General features: G+C 68.2%; 20 protein-coding genes. 14 read left to right on the forward strand and 6 right to left on the reverse strand.

Annotation, left to right across the window (positions count from 1 at the left end):
* The first annotated feature begins 10 nt into the window (after window positions 1-10).
* Complete coding sequence (locus FDA38_RS22830) at window positions 11-625, forward strand: S-layer protein (protein ID WP_137256113.1); 615 nt, start codon at window positions 11-13, stop codon at window positions 623-625.
* Window positions 562-1,242, forward strand: a complete 681-nt coding sequence (locus FDA38_RS22835; RefSeq protein WP_137256114.1) for a hypothetical protein — start codon at window positions 562-564, stop codon at window positions 1,240-1,242. Before FDA38_RS22830 ends, FDA38_RS22835 begins: the two co-directional genes overlap by 64 nt.
* Here FDA38_RS22835 and FDA38_RS22840 read toward each other — a convergent pair.
* Window positions 1,231-2,103: a dimethylarginine dimethylaminohydrolase family protein gene (locus FDA38_RS22840; RefSeq protein WP_137256115.1), complete on the reverse strand. Its 873-nt coding sequence runs from the start codon at window positions 2,101-2,103 to the stop codon at window positions 1,231-1,233. The genes FDA38_RS22835 and FDA38_RS22840 overlap by 12 nt on opposite strands.
* Window positions 2,104-2,259: 156 nt before the next feature.
* Between FDA38_RS22840 and hisC the strand changes: the two genes are divergently transcribed.
* A complete protein-coding gene (gene hisC, locus FDA38_RS22845) occupies window positions 2,260-3,339 on the forward strand; it encodes a histidinol-phosphate transaminase (RefSeq protein WP_137256116.1) in 1,080 nt (359 codons plus the stop codon).
* Window positions 3,336-4,043 (forward strand): SDR family NAD(P)-dependent oxidoreductase, encoded by a 708-nt coding sequence (locus tag FDA38_RS22850; protein WP_170989840.1) that lies wholly within the window; start codon window positions 3,336-3,338, stop codon window positions 4,041-4,043. The genes hisC and FDA38_RS22850 overlap by 4 nt, the downstream gene beginning before the upstream one ends.
* Before the next feature lie 779 nt (window positions 4,044-4,822).
* On the opposite strand, the gene FDA38_RS22855 is transcribed toward FDA38_RS22850, so the two are convergent.
* Both FDA38_RS22855 and FDA38_RS22860 read right to left on the reverse strand, forming a co-directional pair.
* Complete coding sequence (locus FDA38_RS22855; protein ID WP_137256118.1) at window positions 4,823-5,416, reverse strand: hypothetical protein; 594 nt, start codon at window positions 5,414-5,416, stop codon at window positions 4,823-4,825.
* 514 nt (window positions 5,417-5,930) lie between these two features.
* On the reverse strand, window positions 5,931-6,869 hold the full coding sequence (locus FDA38_RS22860; RefSeq protein WP_137256119.1) for an EamA family transporter: 939 nt from the start codon (window positions 6,867-6,869) through the stop codon (window positions 5,931-5,933).
* Between the two features lie 166 nt (window positions 6,870-7,035).
* Here FDA38_RS22860 and FDA38_RS22865 point away from each other — a divergent pair, with 166 nt between their 5' ends.
* The 6 genes from FDA38_RS22865 (at window position 7,036) to FDA38_RS22890 (ending at window position 13,600) form a co-directional block, all read left to right on the forward strand.
* Window positions 7,036-8,235, forward strand: a complete 1,200-nt coding sequence (locus FDA38_RS22865) for a phytase (protein ID WP_233714868.1) — start codon at window positions 7,036-7,038, stop codon at window positions 8,233-8,235.
* Between the two features lie 332 nt (window positions 8,236-8,567).
* Entirely contained in the window at window positions 8,568-9,731 is a 1,164-nt protein-coding gene (gene pdhA / locus FDA38_RS22870) for a pyruvate dehydrogenase (acetyl-transferring) E1 component subunit alpha (RefSeq protein ID WP_137256121.1), read from the forward strand.
* 3 nt (window positions 9,732-9,734) lie between these two features.
* Complete coding sequence (locus FDA38_RS22875; RefSeq protein WP_137256122.1) at window positions 9,735-10,712, forward strand: alpha-ketoacid dehydrogenase subunit beta; 978 nt, start codon at window positions 9,735-9,737, stop codon at window positions 10,710-10,712.
* Window positions 10,712-12,160 (forward strand): dihydrolipoamide acetyltransferase family protein, encoded by a 1,449-nt coding sequence (locus tag FDA38_RS22880; RefSeq protein ID WP_170989841.1) that lies wholly within the window; start codon window positions 10,712-10,714, stop codon window positions 12,158-12,160. The genes FDA38_RS22875 and FDA38_RS22880 overlap by 1 nt, the downstream gene beginning before the upstream one ends.
* A 70-nt stretch (window positions 12,161-12,230) precedes the next feature.
* The gene (locus FDA38_RS22885; protein ID WP_137256123.1) at window positions 12,231-12,659 is read left to right on the forward strand and encodes a MerR family transcriptional regulator; all 429 of its coding nucleotides are present in this window, start codon (window positions 12,231-12,233) and stop codon (window positions 12,657-12,659) included.
* Entirely contained in the window at window positions 12,656-13,600 is a 945-nt protein-coding gene (locus tag FDA38_RS22890) for an NAD-dependent epimerase/dehydratase family protein (RefSeq protein ID WP_137256124.1), read from the forward strand. The genes FDA38_RS22885 and FDA38_RS22890 overlap by 4 nt, the downstream gene beginning before the upstream one ends.
* 10 nt (window positions 13,601-13,610) lie before the next feature.
* On the opposite strand, the gene FDA38_RS22895 is transcribed toward FDA38_RS22890, so the two are convergent.
* A complete protein-coding gene (locus FDA38_RS22895) occupies window positions 13,611-14,537 on the reverse strand; it encodes an NADP-dependent oxidoreductase (protein ID WP_137256125.1) in 927 nt (308 codons plus the stop codon).
* Window positions 14,538-14,617: 80 nt separating this feature from the next.
* Between FDA38_RS22895 and FDA38_RS22900 the strand changes: the two genes are divergently transcribed.
* The 3 genes from FDA38_RS22900 to FDA38_RS22910 all read left to right on the forward strand — a co-directional run bounded on the left by FDA38_RS22900 (window position 14,618) and on the right by FDA38_RS22910 (window position 17,290).
* Window positions 14,618-15,448, forward strand: coding sequence for a DMT family transporter (locus FDA38_RS22900; protein ID WP_202877788.1), 831 nt, complete (start codon window positions 14,618-14,620; stop codon window positions 15,446-15,448).
* 274 nt (window positions 15,449-15,722) lie between these two features.
* A complete protein-coding gene (locus FDA38_RS22905; protein WP_233714869.1) occupies window positions 15,723-16,631 on the forward strand; it encodes a sulfite exporter TauE/SafE family protein in 909 nt (302 codons plus the stop codon).
* Between the two features lie 56 nt (window positions 16,632-16,687).
* Entirely contained in the window at window positions 16,688-17,290 is a 603-nt protein-coding gene (locus tag FDA38_RS22910) for a mycothiol transferase (RefSeq protein ID WP_233714870.1), read from the forward strand.
* Here FDA38_RS22910 and FDA38_RS22915 read toward each other — a convergent pair.
* The gene (locus FDA38_RS22915) at window positions 17,287-17,871 is read right to left on the reverse strand and encodes a GNAT family N-acetyltransferase (protein ID WP_137256126.1); all 585 of its coding nucleotides are present in this window, start codon (window positions 17,869-17,871) and stop codon (window positions 17,287-17,289) included. The two genes, FDA38_RS22910 and FDA38_RS22915, sit on opposite strands and share 4 nt — an antisense overlap.
* Window positions 17,872-17,958: 87 nt before the next feature.
* On the opposite strand from FDA38_RS22915, the gene FDA38_RS22920 reads away from it, so the two are divergent.
* On the forward strand, window positions 17,959-18,369 hold the full coding sequence (locus tag FDA38_RS22920) for a YkvA family protein (RefSeq protein ID WP_137256127.1): 411 nt from the start codon (window positions 17,959-17,961) through the stop codon (window positions 18,367-18,369).
* 83 nt (window positions 18,370-18,452) lie between these two features.
* Here FDA38_RS22920 and FDA38_RS22925 read toward each other — a convergent pair whose 3' ends face one another.
* Window positions 18,453-19,862 carry a S8 family peptidase gene (locus tag FDA38_RS22925; protein WP_137256128.1) on the reverse strand — a complete coding sequence of 470 codons (1,410 nt, stop codon included), beginning with the start codon at window positions 19,860-19,862 and terminating at the stop codon, window positions 18,453-18,455.
* Window positions 19,863-20,055 lie beyond the last annotated feature (193 nt).

Genomic DNA, 20,055 nt, shown 5'->3' on the forward strand with positions numbered 1-20,055 from the left:
GGAGCAGCTGATGCTGGAGGAGAACCGGCGGCCGTTGTTTATCGGCGTGGTCGCGCTGGCGGTCGTCGTCGTGCTGGTCGGTGGCATCCTGCTGTTCCGGGGCGGCTCCCAGACCAGCCTCACCGTGGAGTCCATCCCGAACGACCTGACCCTGAAGCTCGACGGCCACGAGATCCCCGCGAACGGGGAGGTCAAGATCAAGGCCGGCACGCACACGCTCGACGGTGAGCGCCGGGGCTTCCAGAGCTACTCGATGACGTTCACCGCCGAGGGCGATCGGCAGGCGGTCAAGATGTACCTCTACGCCAACAGCGCCGAGGGCCGCGAGTGGGCCAAGAACAACCCCGGCGAGGAGCTGAAGCTCGAGGCCGAAGCCGGCCAGCGGTACGACCAGACGCAGGCCAGGCTCAAGCAGAAGTACCCGATCCTCAGCCAACTCCCGTACGTCGGCGACGGCTTCGAGGCGACATACACGAAGTCGAAGACCGACCCCACCAACCCCGAGGCGATCTCGGTGGTCATCGAGGTCTTCGGGCCCCAAGGCAAAGTGAAGGCCGACCAATGGATCCAAGGCTACGGCTGGGACCCGGCTACCCTCGACCTGATCTGGACCACCGGCAAGTAGAACAAGAGCTGCTCGCCGCGGGGTGGACCCGCTGCGGCATCGGAGACTGGGCGATCGCGCTCCTGTCCCCGGACGGTACGACGGTCGCGCGGATCAGCCCGTTCGATCCAGCGGGGCCGTACGTCGCCGCGGTGTACCGCGAGGCGTCGCACACTCGGCAGGTGCCGCAACTGTTCGCCCACCAACGGTTGACCGGTGGCGGCGACTTCCAGCTGATGGAGCGACTCGAGCCGGTTCACGAGGATGAGGCCGCCGCATTCCACGACGCGATTGCTGCACGAGCGCCGGAGGTTGCTGACCTCGTCGACGTGGTGCGCCGCGTCCACGGGAAGGCCCAGAGCGAACTGCCGTGGTGCGGACCCTTGGACGACAACCCCGACAACGTCATGCGGACCGCCGACGGAAGACTGGTCATCGCAGACCTGTTCTCCGCCGACGGCCCGAAGCTCTACGCGACCGTCGTCTCGGACCCGGATCTCGTCGTCGCCCGGATCCCCGAGGCCGAGCGACGATTCATGACCGAGCTCCCGCTCGCCAACACCGGGTCGTGGGAGCCGGCGGTGCGGGAGTCGATGCGTGCCGGTCTCGCGGCCGCTGACGCGCGGTCAGGCGGGTAGGACGAGTTCTCCGCCGGGGGTGGTGATGCCGTCCAGCGGGAAGTCGAGAGGGTTGGTCAGGCAGCGGGCCGAGCCGCCACCTTTGTGGAACTCGGACAGGTCCAGCACGACCACCCGCAGGCCCAGGTCGGTGAAGATCGCGCGGAGGCGGGGGGAACAGGCAGGCATGATGATCGTCTCGTTCACCACGATCGAGTTCGCCGAGAAGGCGAAGGCTTCCTCGTCGGTCAGGACGATCGGATCGGGGACGATGCCGAAGAGTTCGGCCTGGCTGGCGGCGTCGAAGGCCGGCGGGTAGACCATCGCGTGGGTGCTGTCCACCGGGCAGAACGGCAGGTCCAGGTGGTACATGCCCTCATGCGCGATACGCAGACCCCGGACGCGGACGTTCCACCCGGTCGCGAGGTGCTTGAGCGCGTCGGCCTCGGTCCGCGGCCCGTACCCGACGACCAGGCTGTCGCCGTACACGAAGGCATCCCCGGACTCGAAGTGCGGCCCGACCCCCTCGCCGCCGGTCCGGTCGAGCCGGAACCCGTGGCCGGTGAACCACTCGGCCGCGCTGAGCGACTCCTTGCGGCGCGGCTCGAAGCGCATGTGGGAGAGCATCGCGCGACCGTCTGCGGCGGCCAGCCCGAGGTTCATCGCGTACACCATGTCGGGGGAGTCCTGGCGCTGCTCCAGCATCTCGACCTCGCCGCCGGCGTCCACGATCGCCTGCTGCAGTGAGTCCCACTGCTTGAGCGTCAGCGCCGGGTCCGGCTGGTCCTGCGTCGACATGTACGGATTGATCACGTAGTCGATCCGGAAGTGGTCCGGCCGGACCATCAGATAGCGACGACCCCACTCCAGCGGCTGTCCCATGAACACCCTCCCATGACCGATGAGATCCAGTGTCAGATCTCCTGATTGTCCGACAATCAGTCAGTTTGAGGCTCGACGTACCCGGAGTCAAACGGTGTGCGCGAGGTCGCTCGAAGGAGGCTGGTTCCGGCGTGAGGTAAGGACTAACCTGCGGGCATGACCCCTGACAACGAGGTTCGATTTCGCGCCTGCCTGGACGACGTCGCGGCTTACAAGCCGGGCCGTCCGCCGGCGCGCACCGACGGCCGGCCGACGTACAAGTTGTCCAGCAACGAGAACCCGTACCCGCCGCTCCCGGGTGTGCTCGCCGCCGCGACCGAGGCCGCGGCCCAGATGAACCGCTACCCGGACATGGGCTGCGTCGAGCTGCTCGACGCGCTGTCCGCGCGGTTCGGCGTACCGGTCAGCGACCTCGCGGTCGGGACCGGATCGGTCGCGCTGCTCTACCACCTGCTGCAGGCGACGGTCTCGGAGGGTGACGAGGTCGTCTACGCCTGGCGTTCGTTCGAGGCGTACCCGATCGCGGTCCAGCTGACCGGCGCGACGTCGGTGCAGGTGCCGCTGACCGCTGACGCCCGCCACGACTTCAAGGCGATGGAGGCGGCGATCACCGACCGCACCAAGATCGTGCTGGTCTGTACGCCGAACAACCCGACCGGCCCCGTCGTACGCCGGGACGAGCTGCTCGCGTTCCTGGACGTCGTACCGTCGAACGTGCTGGTCGTGCTGGACGAGGCGTACCGCGAGTTCGTCCGGGATGCCGATGTCGTTGACGGGGTCGAGGTGTACCGCGACCGGCCGAATGTGGTCGTGATGCGGACGTTCTCGAAGGCTTATGGGCTGGCGGGCTTCCGGGTCGGGTACGCGATCGGCCACCCGCCGGTGGTCGCCGCGATCCGCAAGTGCGCGCTGCCGTTCGGCGTCAGCTACGTCGCGCAGTCGGCCGCGATCGCGTCCCTGGCCGTCGAGGAGGAGCTCCTCGAGCGGGTCGACGCGTTGGTTGTCGAGCGGACCCGCGTCGTCGACGAACTGCGGTCGGCCGGCTGGGACGTGCCGGAGACGGAGACGAACTTCGTGTGGCTCGACCTCGGCGACGACACCGTGAGGTTCGCCGAAGCCGTGCAGGCCGAGGGCGTCTCGGTCCGCCCGTTCCCCGGTGACGGCGTTCGCGTCACCATCGGTGAGACCGAAGCCAACGACCTCTTCCTCGGCGTCGCCCGCGCTTGGCGCCAGTGACCGCGCTCGTCTGGATCTCCGGCGCGTCGGCCGGGATCGGCGCCGCCCTCGCCGCGGCGGTGCCGTTCCCGGACGCCCGCGTCATCGACATCTCCCGCCGGGGCGGTATGCCGAACCACCTGCGGGCTGACCTCTCGAACCCCGCCGACTGGGCACTCGTCGAAGAGCACTTCACGAAAGAACTGGCGCAGTACGACGGCGACCACGCGATCTTCATCCACAACGCCGGCACGATCACGCCGATCGGTCCCGCGGCCGGTGCCGACCCGGAGGCCTACACGCGGGCGGTCCTGCTCAACTCCGCCGCTCCACAGGTCTTGGGCGCTGCGTTCTTGCGCGCCTCTGCCCACCTCTCGTGCGAACGCCACCTGATCCTGCTCTCGTCAGGAGCCGCGAAGACGGCGTACGCCGGCTGGTCGTCGTACAACGCCGGCAAGGCAGCCGTAGAGCACTGGGTCCGCACTGTCGGCCAGGAACAGCCCGCCAACTCCCACGTCATTGCGGTGGCTCCCGGCGTGGTCGACACCGCCATGCAGTCCGAAATCCGCGCCACACCCGAAGCCGACTTCCCGTCGGTGTCCCGCTTCCACGACCTGAAGCACTCGGGCTCCCTAACCACCCCCGAAGCAGCCGCCACCGGCATCTGGTCCCTCCTAACCCGAAACCTCCCCAACGGCTCCTGCGTAGACCTCCGCCACCTGTAGCTCCTGCCGCGCGTGAGTCAGCCCATCGCGGGGCTACGCGCGGCTCCTCCGTCGCCGTGCTACGCGCCGCACCCGCCCACCCCCGGGCTTATCGCCCGGAGCATCCCTTCCGGCTATCGCCGGGACCTTCCGGCTACCGCCGGACTGCCGGCTTATCGCCGGACCTGCGGGCTACCGCCCGCCTGCGCCCGCCCCGTGGTCCGGCGTGACCGTGGTGATCAAGCCAGCCGCCCCTCCCGGGACACTGCCGCAGCAGCCGGACACCGTCGGGGAGTACCCGCCGCACGTCTGCGGCTGCATCGTGTGCCACGCGACTGGTGGGCGACCGGTCTGCGTCTCCCGGTGGGATCAAGCGGCTGCTTCGCACGCCCGTCCGGCCGACCACGTGATGCGGTGCGGCCATCGCCGGTTCCGCCAACAGGCAGTTCCTCCGGCGATCGCGGCACACGCTGTACCTCACCCGCGGGCGGCAGCCCCGCAACTCCCGGCGATAGCCGGAAGAACCCGGCGATAAGCCGGAAGACCCGGCGATAGCCGGAAGGGGATGCACCGGCGGTGGCCGGGGGGTGGGTGCGTGTGGAGCGGGTGCGCTGAGGAGCGGAGCGACGAAGGAAGCGCTCGCGTAGCACGCGGGGGCCGACCACCAGCAGTACACACAAAAGAGCGGCGCCGGGAGGAGTGAGGCTTGCTCCCGGCGCCGCGGTTGTTGCGGTGTTACTCCGAATCAGTCAACCCACCGAGGTGGCTGGTTCGGGTCCTGCATCACTGACCAGGGAGGGTCAGTTGTTCTGCTCGTTGCTCTGCTCGCAGGTCTTGAGCGAGTCGACGGAGTTGCCGTCGTTGTCCAGGCCGAGGATGCCGGTCGGGTTCGTCAGCGGCACGGTGCCGCCGATGCCCGTGGCGTCGACCTCGTTGTGGCAGACCTGCCACGGGCCGACCTTGTTGTCGGAGATCGAGACAACGCCGTTGCCGTCAGCCTTGTACCACTTGCGGTTCTGCTCGTTGCTCTGCTCGCAGGTCTTGACGGCGGTCACGCTGTTGCCGTCGTTGCCCCAGCCAACGATGCCGGTGATGTCCTCAGCCGGCACGGTGCCGCCGATGCCGGTACCGGCACCGAAGTTGTGGCAGGCCTGGACCGCACCGAGGTCGTTGCGGTCAAGGGCGACCAGCGAGCCGTCCTTGTGCATGCCCCACCAGCGAGCGTGGCCGTTGTCGTAGCCCTTGCTGGCCGCCGACGCCGCGTCGGCCAGGCCGGTGTCCTGAGCCTTCTTCTGCGCGTCGTCCAGAACGTTGGCGCTCACCATGGTGGCCAGGCCCAGGGTGGCGACGGTCGCCACTGCCGCAGCCGCGACGATCTTGCGAGTTACCTGCATTATGCCAGGTTTCCTTTCGGGTTTGACGGATTCGTCTTAGTGCTAACGACACCTGGCAGCACCGGTTACAAACTTTTTCGTCAACTTTTTTCGCCGCGCGCGCATACATAGTTGTCCGGTGATGAGTTTCCTGACGAAGCAATCAATCCCGTGCTGACCAGGCAACTTATCAGCAACGGCACAGTCGGAAGAGCGAGCGGAAGTTGAGACGGAGGCACCCGTAACCGAGGTCGGGTTACGTCGTTGAGTCAGCGCGGGTGACGGATGCCCGGTGAATCGGAAGATTGTTTCGGTGGGCTCGGTGGTCGCCGAATTGGCAATAGCACGATCCGCCGGAATATCGTTGGAACCATTGCCGGAGTTTCGCGCCGTGTTTTTTCGGGGCAGGGCGCGACCGGCGTCAGACCCGCTGCCGCGCGCATCGGCAGCGGTGGGAGACCCGGGTCCGTCGTGGGCCCGGGTCTTTCCTCGTCCTACCCCGTACTGCGCCGTGTGACGGCGCCCGCCGGCTGTATTACTTGCGCCGCCGCTCCGACGTGACCACGAGCGCAACGCCCACGATGATCACCGCGCCGCCGAGCAGGATCTGCCAGGTCAGGCTCTCGCTCAGGATCAGCCACCCCAGGAACACAGCCACCGCCGGGTTCACGTATGCATACGTCCCGACCAGCGAGATCGGCGCGTTCGCGAGCAGATACGAGTACGCCGTGTACGCGAGCAGCGATCCGAACACGACCAGGTACGCCAGCCCGATCCAGCCCGAGCCGTCGATCCGACCCAGCTGCAGTCGCGCCGGCTCGCCACGCAGTACGCCGAGCAACACCATCGCCGTACCGCCGAAGACCATCTCGTAGAGCGCTGTCACCAGCGGGTCCCGCGGCAGGCCGAGCCGGGGAGCGAACCGCGAACCGATCGCCCAGCAGATCGTCCCGACGACGAGGATCGCCACCGACAACGGCTTCGCACTCGTGTTGCCACCTGACAACGCAAGCAACGCCGCCCCGCCGAACCCGATCAGTACGCCGACCCACGTCATCGCGCGCGGCCGCTCACCGCCGCCGACGCGCAGCAGCATCAGCCACAACGGAATCGCCGCGACGAGCAGCGCCGCCAACCCGGACGGGACCGTCTGCTCCGCGATCGCGACCGCACCGTTGCCAAAGGCAAGCAGCAGTACGCCGACGGTCGCCGCGCCGATCGCCTCCTGCCGAGTGATCCGCAGCCGCTTCCAGCCGGACTTCAAGGCCAGACCTGCGGCCATAAGTACTGCGGCCGTGAGGAAGCGCGTCGCCATCCCCAGCATCGGCGGGATGTCCGCATCCACGACCACCCGGATCGCGAGGTACGTCGAACCCCAGACGACATAGACGACCGTGAGCGCTGTCCAGATCATCGCGCCGGAGGCCGGGCGGGAACCGGTCTCGACCGCTGTGGCCGGAGCGGAGGCGGCCATTCGAGTCTCCTCACGATGTCAGGGGCGTCATGCGCTAATGACCCTTACGCTATGGCTCGGCGAACAGCCGCGCAAGGCGGTTTCCGGCCAGCAATCCGCTGTTTCCCGCCAGGCCATCGGCACCGGGCAGGGTGCGGCTACTGCCGTCGTCGTGAGGAGAACGAAGATGCGGATCGCCGGTATAGTCGTTGCTGCGCTGGCCGTGACGCTCGGGGTGCACCCGGCGTACGCGAGTGGGCTGACGGAGGTGACCGCCGCCGCCGAGACCGCGCCGAACTGGGACGACGAGGCCGGCGGCGATGCGAACGCGGACGACCCGGCGATCTGGGTCGACCAGAAGAACCCCGGGCGCAGCGTCGTCCTCGGCACGTTGAAGAACGGCGGGCTCACGGTCTTCGACCTGACCGGCAAACAGGTGCAGCGGTTCGCCACGCCGCCCGCGCCGGAGGAGGGGCAGGAGCCCGGCCGGTTCAACAACGTGGACATCGTCGGGAACCTCGCCATCGTCACCGACCGCGGCCGCGACCAGCTCCGCACGTACGCGATCAAGAACGGCCGGCTCACCGACGTCACCAGCGACCGGGCGCCGCTCGTGTTCAGTAAGGACAGAGGAGAGGTGCAGGACCAGCACACGGCGTACGGTCTCGCGGCGACCTCGATCCACGGGCAGCCGGTCGTCGCGGTGACGCGGCGGAGCGAGACCCGCGTCGCGTTCCTCCGGCTCGTCCCGGACGGCCGCGGGAAGACGACATACCAAACGGTTTGGTATGTCGATCTGCCGGCGAGCTTCAAGCTGTCGAACGGGACCGCCTGGTCGCCGTGCGAGGAGCCGGGCGACCGGCCGCAGCTCGAGGGCATGGTCTTCGACCGCACCACCAACGACCTGTACGCCGCCCAGGAGGACGTCGGCATCTGGCGTATCCCGCAGCACGGTAAGCCGGAGCTGCTGGAGAAGGTCCGCGAATTCGGCCAGAAGGCTGTCTACAACGATCAGACCGAGGAGTGCGAGGCCGCAAGTCCGGTCAGCCCGGATGCCGGCAAGCACCTCAGTGCCGACGCCGAGGGTCTGACGATCGCGTACGAGCACGGTCGGCGCACGCTGTACGCATCCAGCCAGGGTGACTCGACGTTCGCGAGCTACCGGATGGACGGGCGCCGACTGGTCTACCGGTCAGGGTTCGAGGTCGTCGACGGCCCGGCGGCGGACGGCGTACAGCACAGTGACGGCGCCGCGGTCACCACCGAGCCGCTCGGAGCGCGGTTCCCGCACGGGTTGTTCGCCGTACATGACGGAGATAACACCCCGGGTGACGGCGACCGCGAAGGCACCAACTTCAAGCTGGTCCGGCTGGAGAAACTGCCCTGATCGAGACGAACTTGTGACACATGTCGTTGATGTGCCGGATTTCTGTAATATGAGCGCTGGGATGGGACCAGTGGATGGACTGGTGTCTCATCCTGAGACCGTTTTCGGTACCGCCGTACCCGCGAGCGTCCAGACAGTTAGCGGATCAGGCACCCGGTCGGTACGGTGTCCGGCAAGATGGGAGTGAGACCGGTGAGGTGGTCCACTGCCAGCAGTGCATCAACCCCTGGAATCACGCGGACCAGCCTGCGAAAGCCTCATCCGGCGAAACGGGCCGGCCCCGTGCAACGTTGCGGTCGCGGCGATCCCGCGCTCGAACCCGAGGAGTGCATGTGAGTGAGTCGGTGCCGGGGACTCCCCCGGAAGTGTTCGCGCCCGTGGAGGCGCCGGTCAGTCCGCCCCAGGCCTCCGAAGAGGTCGAGTTCGTCCAGCTGCTGACGCCCGAAGGTGAGCGCGTCGAGAACCCGGACTACTCGTTCGACCTCGACGACGAGGCGATCAAGGGCTTCTACCGGGACATGGTCCTGGTCCGCCGGATCGACGCCGAGGCGACCGCCCTGCAGCGCCAGGGCGAGCTCGGGCTGTGGGCGTCCCTGCTCGGTCAGGAGGCCGCGCAGATCGGCTCCGGCCGGGCGTTGAACGACAGGGACATGGTCTTCCCGACGTACCGCGAGCACGGTGTCGCGTGGTGCCAGGGCGTCGACCCGCTGCGGCTGCTCGGCCTGTTCCGCGGCGTCGACCAGGGCGGCTGGGACCCCAAGGACAACAACTTCCACCTGTACACGATCGTGATCGGCGCGCAGACGCTGCACGCGACCGGGTACGCGATGGGGCAGCAGCGCGACCACGCGATCGGCGACGCCGAGAGCGGCGAGGCGACGATCGCGTACTTCGGCGACGGCGCCAGCAGCCAGGGCGACGTGAACGAGGCGTTCATCTGGTCCTCGGTGTTCAACGCGCCGGTGGTGTTCTTCTGCCAGAACAACCAGTGGGCGATCTCGGAGCCGATCGACCGGCAGACCCGGATCCCGCTGTACCAGCGCGCCGCCGGTTTCGGCTTCCCCGGCGTCCGCGTCGACGGCAACGACGTGCTCGCGACGTACGCCGTCACGCAGCAGGCGCTGAAGCGGGCCCGCGAAGGCAGCGGGCCGACGCTGATCGAGGCGTACACGTACCGGATGGGCGCGCACACCACGTCCGACGACCCGACGAAGTACCGGCTGAACGAGGATCTCGAGCACTGGAAGCTCAAGGACCCGATCGAGCGCGTGCACGCGTACCTGGCCCGGCACGCCGGGATCGACCACGACTTCTTCGACGAGGTCGAGGCCGAGGCGGACAAGATCGCCGCCGTGCTGCGGGCCGGCTGCCTCGCGCTGCCGGAGCCGATGCTGACCGACTTCTTCCAGCACGTGTACGTCGAGGAGACGCCGCAGCTGGCCGAGCAGCGTGACCAGTACGCCGCGTACGCCGCGTCGTTCGAAGGCGAGGGCTGAGCGATGACCAAGATCACTCTCGGCAAGGCCATCAACGCGGGCCTGCGGGCCGCGATGGAGAAGGACCCGAAGGTCGTCGTCATGGGCGAGGACATCGGCAAGCTCGGCGGAGTCTTCCGCGTCACCGAGGGCCTGCAGAAGGACTTCGGCGAGGACCGCGTCATCGACACCCCGCTGGCCGAGTCCGGCATCATCGGTACCGCGGTCGGCCTGGCGCTGCGCGGGTACCGCCCGGTCTGCGAGATCCAGTTCGACGGGTTCGTGTTCCCGGCATACGACCAGATCATCAACCAGGTCGCGAAGATGCACTACCGCTCCGCGGGCCGGATCAAGATGCCGGTCGTCATCCGGATCCCGTACGGCGGTGGCATCGGCGCCGTCGAGCACCACTCGGAGTCACCGGAGACGCTGTTCGCGCACGTCCCGGGACTGAAGGTCGTCTCGTGTGGCGATCCGGTGGACGCGTACTGGATGATCCAGCAGGCGATCTCGTCGGACGACCCGGTCGTGTTCTTCGAGCCGAAGCGCCGGTACCACGAGAAGGCGGAGCTGGACGAGTCCGTGCCGCCGGTGCAGCCGCTGCACCAGGCGAAGGTGGTCCGTGAGGGCACCGACGCGACGCTGTTCTGCTACGGCCCGATGGTGAAGACCTGCCTGCAGGCGGCCGAGGCCGCGGTCGAGGACGGGCGCAACCTCGAGGTCGTTGACCTGCGGACGATCGCGCCGCTGGACCTCGCGACGATCTTCGCGTCGGTCAAGAAGACCCGGCGGGCGCTGGTGGTGCACGAGGCGCCGCTGTCGCTCGGCACGGGATCTGAGATCGCGGCGCGGGTGACGGAGGAGTGCTTCTATCATCTCGAGGCTCCCGTACTGCGGGTGACCGGGTACGACACGCCTTATCCGCCGTCGCGGATGGAGGACGACTACCTGCCGGACCTGGACCGGGTGCTGGACGGCGTCGACCGGGTGATGGAGTACTGATGGGCATCCAGCAGTTCCGCCTCCCCGACGTCGGTGAGGGGCTGGTCGAGGCCGAGATCGTCAGCTGGAAGGTCAAGCCCGGCGACACGGTCAAGCTCAACGACACCATCGTCGAGATCGAAACCGCGAAGTCGCTGGTCGAGCTGCCGGTCCCGTTCGCCGGCGTCATCACCGAGTTGTTGGTGCCGGAGGGGGAGACAGTTCCCGTCGGTACGCCGATCATCTCGGTCCAGACCGACTCCGCCGACGGCTCTCCCGAGGACCTCGTACCGACCATCCCCGAGCCAGAAGAGTCCGGCGGCCGCACCGCAGTCCTCGTCGGCTACGGCCCCAAAACCACCGAAGCCAAACGCCGAGCCCGCAAGACACCCGCAGCCTCCGCCAGCTCGCCGCTGGCTCCAGCTGCGGGCGGCGCCCCGGCGATCCCCGCTCCCACCCCGCCGCGCGCGCCAGCGCCGGCCGCGGCGGCTGCTGCCGCAGCACCCACCGCCCCTGTGCCGGCCACTTCCACCTCCACCCCGGCGCCGCAGGCGCCGGCTGCTCTTGCCGGTGATGTTGCCGGGGGCAACGGTGCTGCGGTGCATGTGCTGGCTAAGCCGCCTGTGCGGAAGTTGGCGAAGGATCTGGGGATTGATCTGGCTTCGGTGACTGCTACCGGGCCGGGTGGTGTGATCACGCGCGCGGACGTCGAAGGGCACGTCGCCGCTCCGGCTGCGGTTGAGTACGAGCCCGCGCCGGTTGTGAGTGCGCAGGGTGACACCCGCGTGCCGGTGAAGGGTGTGCAGAAGGTGATGGCGCAGGCGATGGTTGCCAGTGCGTTCACCGCGCCGCATGTGACCGAGTGGATCACCGTCGACGTCAGCGCCACGATGGAGTTGGTCGAGCGGTTGAAGGCGGACAAGGCATTCCGCGACCTCCGCGTCTCCCCGCTGCTCATCGTCGCAAAGGCAGTCACGCTCGCGGCCCGTCGTACGCCGATCATCAACGCAGCCTGGGACGAGCAGGCGCAGGAGATCGTGTACAAGGGCGCGGTCAACCTCGGCATCGCCGCGGCCACCCCGCGCGGGTTGATCGTCCCGAACATCAAGGGCGCCGACTCGCTCACCCTGCCCGACCTGTGCAAGGCGCTGAACGACCTGGTCGCCACCGCCCGCGAGGGCAAGACCCAACCGGCCGACCAGGCCGGCGGCTCGTTCACGATCACCAACGTGGGCGTGTTCGGCGTCGACGCCGGTACGCCGATCATCAACCCGGGCGAGGCCGCGATCCTCGCGTTCGGCGCGGTCCGCAAGCAGCCGTGGGTGGTGGACGACGAGATCGTCCCGCGCTGGATCACCACGCTCGCGCTGTCCTTCGACCACCGCCTGATCGACGGCGAGAAGGGCTCGATCTTCCTCTCCGACGTCGCAAGCATCCTCGAGGACCCGGCCCGCGCGCTGATGTTCTGAACGGCGAGGGCCCGGGCAACCGGGCCCTCGTGTTTGACCTCAAGCGCTTGAGGTGTGTAACCGTGGCGGCATGACGGTTTTCACCATTCAGGAAGTCTCCCGACGGAGCGGCCTGAGTGAGCCGACGCTGCGGTACTACGAGGACGCCGGCCTCATCGGCCCGATCGACCGCGACGCGCAGAGCGGTCACCGCCGCTACCGCGACGCGGACGTCGACACCCTCGAAGCGCTGGCCTGCCTCCGCGCGGCCGGCGTCGGCATCGGCGACATGCGCACGTACCTCGCCAACCGGATCCGCGGCCGCGAAGCAGCCGCCGAGCAGCGTGATCTCCTGCTCCGTCACGCGGAGCGGATCGAGGCCGAGATCGCCGCGCAGCGCGTCCGGCTCGAGTACCTCCGCGAGAAGGCCGCCCTCTGGGACGCCCGCGACCGCGGCGACGACACCGCCGAGGCCGCGTCGATCCAGCGCCTGATCGGGGTCGTGGAGGTACTCCGATGATCCTGGTCACCGGCGGCTCCGGCTACCTCGCCACCCACCTGATCGCTCGTCTCCTCCGCAACGACCATCAGGTCCGTACGACGGTCCGCTCGACGACCCGCAACGCCGAACTGCGTGCCGCCGTACGCCGAGGTGGCGCGGACGATGCGGGCCTGGAGATCGTGGTCGCGGACCTCATGTCCGACGACGGCTGGCCCGCCGCGGTCGCGGGCTGCGATGAGGTTCATCACGTCGCCTCGCCGATCCCGTTCACCCAGCCGGAGGATCCCGACGAGCTGATCGTCCCGGCGCGCGAGGGCACGCTGCGGGTACTGCGGGCAGCGCGTGACGCCGGCGCGCGGCGCGTCGTTCTCACGTCGTCGTTCGCGGCCGTCGGCTACACGCCGAAGCCCACCGCCGAGTTCACCGAGGACGACTGGACGGATCCCGATACGCCCGGCCTCGCGCCGTACCCACGCTCGAAGGCGATCGCCGAGCGCGCCGCCTGGGACCTGATGCGCGACGCCGACACCGAGCTCGTGGTCGTGAACCCGACCGGCATCTTCGGCCCGACGCTCACCACCGACCTACGTTCATCGACCCAGCTGATCAAGTCGATGCTCGACGGCACGATGAAGGTCGCGCCCCGAGCGCGCTTCGGCGTGGTCGACGTACGCGACGTCGCCGACCTCCACGTACGCGCCATGGCCACACCCGATGCCGCAGGCAAGCGTTTCCTTGCCGTAGCCAACGGTCCGACCGTCAGCTTCCTCGAGATCGCCCAGATCCTGGGCCCACCTGCCCCCACCGAAGAGGCCCCAGGTCCCGACCTCCCGCGCCCGATCATCCACAACGACCGAGCCCGAACCGAACTCGGCTGGCAACCCCGCGACGTCAAAACCACCATCCTCGAAACCGCAGAAAGCCTCCGCGATCTCGGCCTGCTACCAGGGATCCTCTGACAGCCGGCCATTAGCGGACTGTGAGCACCAGCTTTCCGGTGACTCGGCCGGTTTCGCCGAGGCGGTGGGCTTCGGGTGCGTGCTCGAGTGGGAACGTCTGCTCGACGTGCACCCGAAGGTTGCCGGTCTCGACGAGGTCGGTTAGCCCTTGGAGGCCGATTCGATCCGGCTCCACAAGCAGCCGGCCGGAGCGCACACCGCGGGCCTTGGCCGCCTGTTCCAGCTCGTCGGGCACGCCGCTCAGTACGCCGACCAGGATGCCGCCGGGGTTGATGAACTCCAGCCAGCGGCGGTCGCTGTCGTCGCCTGCCAGGCCGATGACCGCGTCGAGGGTGCCTGGATCGGCGGACGGGTCGCGGTAGTCGAGCGGCTGGTCCACGCCGAGCGATCGCAGGAAGTCGTGTTTGCCGGCGCTCGACGTGCCGACGACGTACGCGCCGCGGGCCTTCGCGATCTGAACCGCGAGGTGGCCGACTCCGCCGGTTGCTGCGTCGATGAGCACCCGCTGTCCGGGCTGTACGTCGGCGACGTCGACGAGCGCTTGCCACGCGGTCAGCCCGGCCAGGGGGAGTCCGGCTGCTTCGGCGTACGACATGCTGGTCGGCTTGCGTACGAACTGGCGTGAGGGCGCGGTCACGTACTCGGCGTACGCCGCGGCCTCGCGCGGGAACCACGGCATACCTAGTACTTCGTCGCCGACTGCCACCCCGCTTGCTCCGAGCCCGGCCTCGACCACGACTCCGGCTACGTCCCAACCGACCGTGTACGGCGGTGAGCCGAGGTACGCCTCCTCTGCGCGGCTGTACCAGTCCACCGGATTGACTCCCGCGGCGTGCACCTCGACGAGCACCTCCGTCGGGCCGGGTACTGGGCGCTCCGCCTCGATCACCCGCAGTACCTCAGGTCCGCCGAACTCCTCCTGCCGCACAAGTCGCATGCGCCGAACCTACTCAGTCGCCGGTCTGCGGCCGGCATAATCCGGCTGCCTTCTCGGATCGGCGGTGAGAGGGTGGGGCAGTGCTGGTGATCTTTGTGGTGCTGGGGGCCGCGGTTCTGCATGCGACGTGGAACGCGATGGCTCACGGTGCCCCGGATCGTGTTGCCGGGCTGGCATTGTTCGAGCTCGCGGCCGGGGTGATCGGGCTCGTCGCGATCCTGCTGACGGGTCTGCCGCCGGCCGGCACGTGGGGGTACATCGTCGCGTCGGCGCTGCTGCACCTTGCTTATCTGGGTGGTTTGCTGGCGTCGTACCAGCTGGGTCAGTTCAGCCAGATGTATCCGCTGGCCCGCGGTACGTCGCCGTGGGTGGTGGCGGTGGTGTCGATCGTCGTACTGCACCAACACCTTGCGGTGATCGAGCTGGCCGGCGTGCTGCTGATCTCTGCCGGGCTGATCGGGCTGGTGTTCATCGGCCGACCTGGTCGTCGTCAGTTGCCGGCGCTGCTTGCTGCGTTCGGGACCGGGTTGATGATCGCGTCGTACACGGTCGTCGACGGGGTCGCCGTCCACAAGATGCCGGTCGCTACCTACATGGGCTGGGTCTTCATGCTGCAGGGCTTCGCGGTCCCGCTCGCTGTCGTGCTGTGGCGCGGTCCCCAGGCCTTCAACCTGCCGAAGCCTGCGATCTTCTCGGGCCTGTTCGGCGGGGTCGTTTCGATGGCGGCGTACGGTCTCGTCCTCTGGGCCCAAACCCGCGGCACCCTGGCCGCCATCGCCGCCCTCCGCGAAACCAGCATCATCTTCGGAGCCCTCATCGGCACCCTCTTCTTCAACGAACGCTTCGGCCCCAAACGAGCCGCAGCCGCCGCCGTAGTCGTCACAGGCATCGTCCTCATCACCGTCGCCTAGCCGTACTGCGTTCAGCCCCGCGTCCCACGCCGGGGATGCGTCTGCCCATCGCGGTGCTACGCGCGGCTCCTTCGTCGCCGTGCTCCGCGCCGCACCCGCCCACCCCCGGGCTTATCGCCCGGAGCATCCCTTCCGGCTTCGCCGGAGTTGCGGGCTGTCGCCCGGACCCGTGCGCGCCGCCGCGCGGTGACGGCCCCCGGGTGCGGCTGGTTCGCATCTGTCGAGGTGGCCGCTGCAGGCTGCGCGGTGGTGTAGCGGGTTCGTACTCGTCGAGGTGGCTGCGGGCTATCGCGCTTGCGACCGCCGCCTGGCGCCGTGGGTTCGTATCGGTTGGGCTGGCTGCGGCCAGCTCATCGCGGGCTACGCGCCGTGCTGCGGCGCGACATGCCTCGACGCTCGCGGGAGGGCACGGGTGTCGGCCCGCGATCGCGTTATCTGGAAGGCTCACGTCATGGCGCACGACGTGTGGCTGGGTGTGGCTCTGCTTGTTGCATCGTTCGGGACGGCGCTCTTGTCGGCTGTCGCGGGCTTCGGTGGTGGGGTGTTGTTGTTGCCGGTGTTTGTTGCGGTGTTCGGTGCGCGTGATGCTGTGGCTGTGCTGACTGTTGCGCAGTTGGCCAGCAACGGCAGTCGGGTCTGGTTCAATCGCCACGAGGTCGATCGGCGGCTCGTCGCGATCTTCGCTATCGGTGCGGTGCCGGCTGCGGTGGCCGGGGCGCTGCTCTTGACCAGTGCGCCACTGCCGGCTTTGACGCGGGTCGTCGGGGTGTTCCTGCTCGCCATGGTCATCTGGCGTCGCGTCCGGCCACAGACGGCCCGGGTGGGCGATCGTGGGTTCGCTGCGATCGGTGCCGCGTCCGGGTTTGGTTCCGCGCTGGTTGGCAGTGTGGGTCCGATGGTGGCGCCGTTCTTTCTCGCGCGCGGTTTGGTACGCGGCGCCTATATCGGCACCGAGGCAGCCTCGGCTGTCGTCATGCATTTCACGAAGCTGATCGTGTTCGGCGCCGCCGCTGTTCTCACCTGGCGCACCGGATTGATCGGCCTTGCACTCGCTCCGGCAGCAGCCGGCGGCGCCTGGGCGGGCAAGAAGGTTGTCGACCGGCTACCCGTCTCCGTCTTCGTCATCCTGGTCGAGGCCGGTCTCGTCATCTCCGGAATACTCCTGCTGATCACCGGCGGCTGAGCAGACGAGCGTAGTTCCGGAAGTAGATCGTCCGGTTGTGGTTTTACGCTGCCAGCATGGATACGAACTCTGCTCCGGCGTTGCCGCTGACGAGTGCGCCCGGGTTCACGGCTGGGCGGCCTCCCGAGTGGGATCTCGACGTTTTCATGCACGGTGACGAGATCCAGACCGCGCTCATTACGCTCGAGCGCAATCGTCGTACGTTCGCCTGGAAGTGTTGGGATGTGGACTCGGACGGCCTGCAACTGCAGGTGGGGCGGTCTGCGGTGACTCTTGGCGGGCTTCTCAAGCACCTGGCGCTCTGCGAGGAGTTGAAGTTTCAGGGCGATCTGGTCGGTGCGCCGGTCCTACCTGAGTTCCGGGACGTTGACCATGAGTCCACCTGGGAGACCTGGGCTTGGGACTCGGCCAGGGATGACGAACCCGAGGCGCTCTGCGACCTTTGGGCGCGGGCGGTACATCGTTCTCGCGCCACGGTCGCCGGCATCCTGTCCGAGTCGGGTCTTGATTACGCCCCCGAAGGCGGGATGAGTCTGCGGCGGCTGATCAGCGACATGATCGAGGAGTACGCCCGCCACACCGGCCACGCCGACTTGTTGCGCGAAGCAATCGACGGTGTGACTGGCGAGGGTCCGCCACGCGAGTTCCCCGTCCCCTAGGGCGTACTCGGTGCCACCTCGCGCACCATCACGCAGTTGCCCAGGCCTTTGGGGCGGTCGTAGGTGAAGCCTTCGCGCTCGTACATCGTGCGGGTGCCGTTGTAGAGGAACGACGAGTTCTTCTTCCGGACCCCGCTGGTGTCGTGCGGGTAGCCCTCGACGACGCCTCCGCCGGCCTGCGCGATCAGTTCGACGGCTCCGCGCAGGGCGATCGCCGCCAGGCCCTGACCGCGGAAGGCGCGTTCGACCAGGATGCAGGTGACGCGGTAGTCGGGCAGGCGCTCAACGGTGGCGAGATACTCCTTGCGGTGCTGGATGTCAGGCAGCTCCTCGGGTGATCCGTACTCCGCCCACGCGACGGCACGGTCGCCGTCGTAGACCAGCGCCGCATGCGCGATCCCCTCGGCCACCAGACGTTGCTTGAGCGCCCGGTTTCCTTCGGCGCTCTGGCCCTTCTCCGCACAGTCGGGATGGAACTTCGTGCACCAGCAGCTCGCGAACATGCCCTTGTTCCGGTCGACGAGACCCGCGAAGTCGTCGAACGTCTCTGACGTCAGCGCCCTGATCGTGAAGCTGGACATGTTGGCAATCTAACCCTGATTGCGGACGTTCTCCGTCCGGTAAGCCACGCTGTCTGGCCGCGTGGTAAATGCAGCAGACTGGGCGACGTGAACTTCGCCTGGTGGTCCGTGCTGATCGGTGTCGCGGGTGGTGTGTTGCTGCTTTGGGTGGCGCTGATCGTGGCCTTGTGGATCGGGAAGCCGGATGAGCTGACTGTCAGGGATGCGCTGCGGCTGCTGCCTGATCTCGTTCGGATGCTTCGGCGGCTTGCGGGGGACAAGACGCTTTCGGGCGGGGTTCGGTTGAGGCTGTGGTTGCTGCTTACGTACCTGGCGCTGCCGATCGATCTTGTTCCGGACTTCATTCCGGTGATCGGGTACGCCGATGATGCGGTGGTCGTGGCTCTCGCGTTGCGGTCGGTCACGCGTCGAGCTGGTCCGGAAGCGTTGGAGAAGCACTGGCCTGGAACGCCCGATGGTCTGGCAGCGGTGAGGAGACTCGCCGGACTCGCTGGCTGAATGCCCAGCGCGGATCTGGCACCAGCACGGGCTTGCCAACCTTGAATGAGTGGGGGTCCCGGGCGGTGGACCCCCACTCGGCTTTAGCGGTGGACGGCGTCGAGGGCGTCGGCGATGCCTTCGCCGTAGAAGGCGTTGTTGGCGGTGGTGCCGGTGCAGCGGGCGTCCGGAGTCGCCGGGCAGGCGGTGTCGTCGGCCTCGCGTTGGAGGGCTCGCTCGAGGTCGCGCGGGCCCCACCACGGGTGGGTGGACTTGAGCAGGGCTGCGATACCGGTGACGTGCGGCGATGCCATCGACGTACCGCTCATCAGGCCGTAGCCGCCGCCGGGCAACGTCGACAGGATCGAGCTACCGGGGGCCGCGACGTCGATCTTGTTCAGGCCGAAGTTCGAGAAGCTGCTCTTGACCCGGGCCTGCGTGGTGCTGGCGACGGTGATCACGCCGGGGAGCTCGGTCGGCATGTCGAGGCAGTTGTTGTTGATCGTCCGGCTGACCGGGGTCGAGTCGTTGGGGCTGGTGGTGTCCGTGGTCTTGTTGGACAGGTCGTAGTTCGAGTTGCCGGCCGCGGCGACGGACAGCGTCCCGCGGTCAGTGGCCCACGCGTACGCGCGGCGTACCGCTTCCTGCACCGCGCCCTGGTCGCCGTTGTCCTTGCACCAGAACTGGAACGGGTCGATGAAGTAGCTGTGGTTCGTCACGTCCATGTGGTGCTCGGCGGCCCAGACGATCCCGCAGATCGAGTACTCCGGGTAGATGAAGCCGTCGTCGTTCACGACCTTGACCGACGCGATCCGCACGCCCGGCGCGACGCCGACGATGCCGATGCCGTTCCGCGCGGCGGCGACGGTGCCCGCGACGTGTGTGCCGTGCGGGCTGGTCGTCGGCCGCCAGATGCCCGGCGTCTGGTCCGGTACGCCGTTCTTCACGCAGCTGACGGAGTCGCGCGCGTCGAAGTTCGGCGCGAGGTCAGGATGCGTGTCGTCGACACCGCTGTCGTTGATGCCGACCAGTACGCGTCGCGATCCATCGGTGACGTTGTGGGCCTGGTCCGCCTTGATCTGGACCATGTCCCACTGCTCGCTCTCGCGCGGGTCGAGCACCGGCGTCGCCGCGGTCTCGTCCACCGAGTTCAACCCGGTCTGAGCGCCTTCGGAGACCGCCGCAGTACGAGTCGCACCGACGGACTGCACCTCGCGGCCGTTGCGGCCGGCGCGCACGTCGACCTTGAAGTTCGCGTTCGTCGACTGGGCGACGACGACTCCGAAGTCCCGGTACGACGAGAGCACCGTCCCGCCGGCGCGCTTGACCGCGTCCTCGACCTTGCGGACGTGCCCCGGGGAGGCCTTCGTGTTGAGCACGTAGTTCATCAGGGGCCCGGGCGTGGGGTCGGCGGCCGGTGCGGCGTACGCCGTCGCGGCGCTGAGGGACGTCAGCGCCAGCGTGGCCGCGGCCAGGCTTGCGGACAGCCGGCGGGGACGGGAAGTTCGGGACACGCTGCCTCCTCATGGCTGGGCCTGGGCGGACGGGCCCGGGCCGTATCCCGAGACTCTAGAGCGGTTTCCGGACCGGCGGAGTTCTTCATCCACAACGCAGGGGAAACCCTGCATTCGTCACTACTTAGCGTCCATCAGTTCACGCTCAGTTGCCCACATGCTGTGGATTCGCCTGTGGATAACTCGTGGACAA

Source organism: Kribbella jiaozuonensis (assembly GCF_005233875.1).
GTDB classification, from domain to species: Bacteria; Actinomycetota; Actinomycetes; order Propionibacteriales; family Kribbellaceae; genus Kribbella; species Kribbella jiaozuonensis.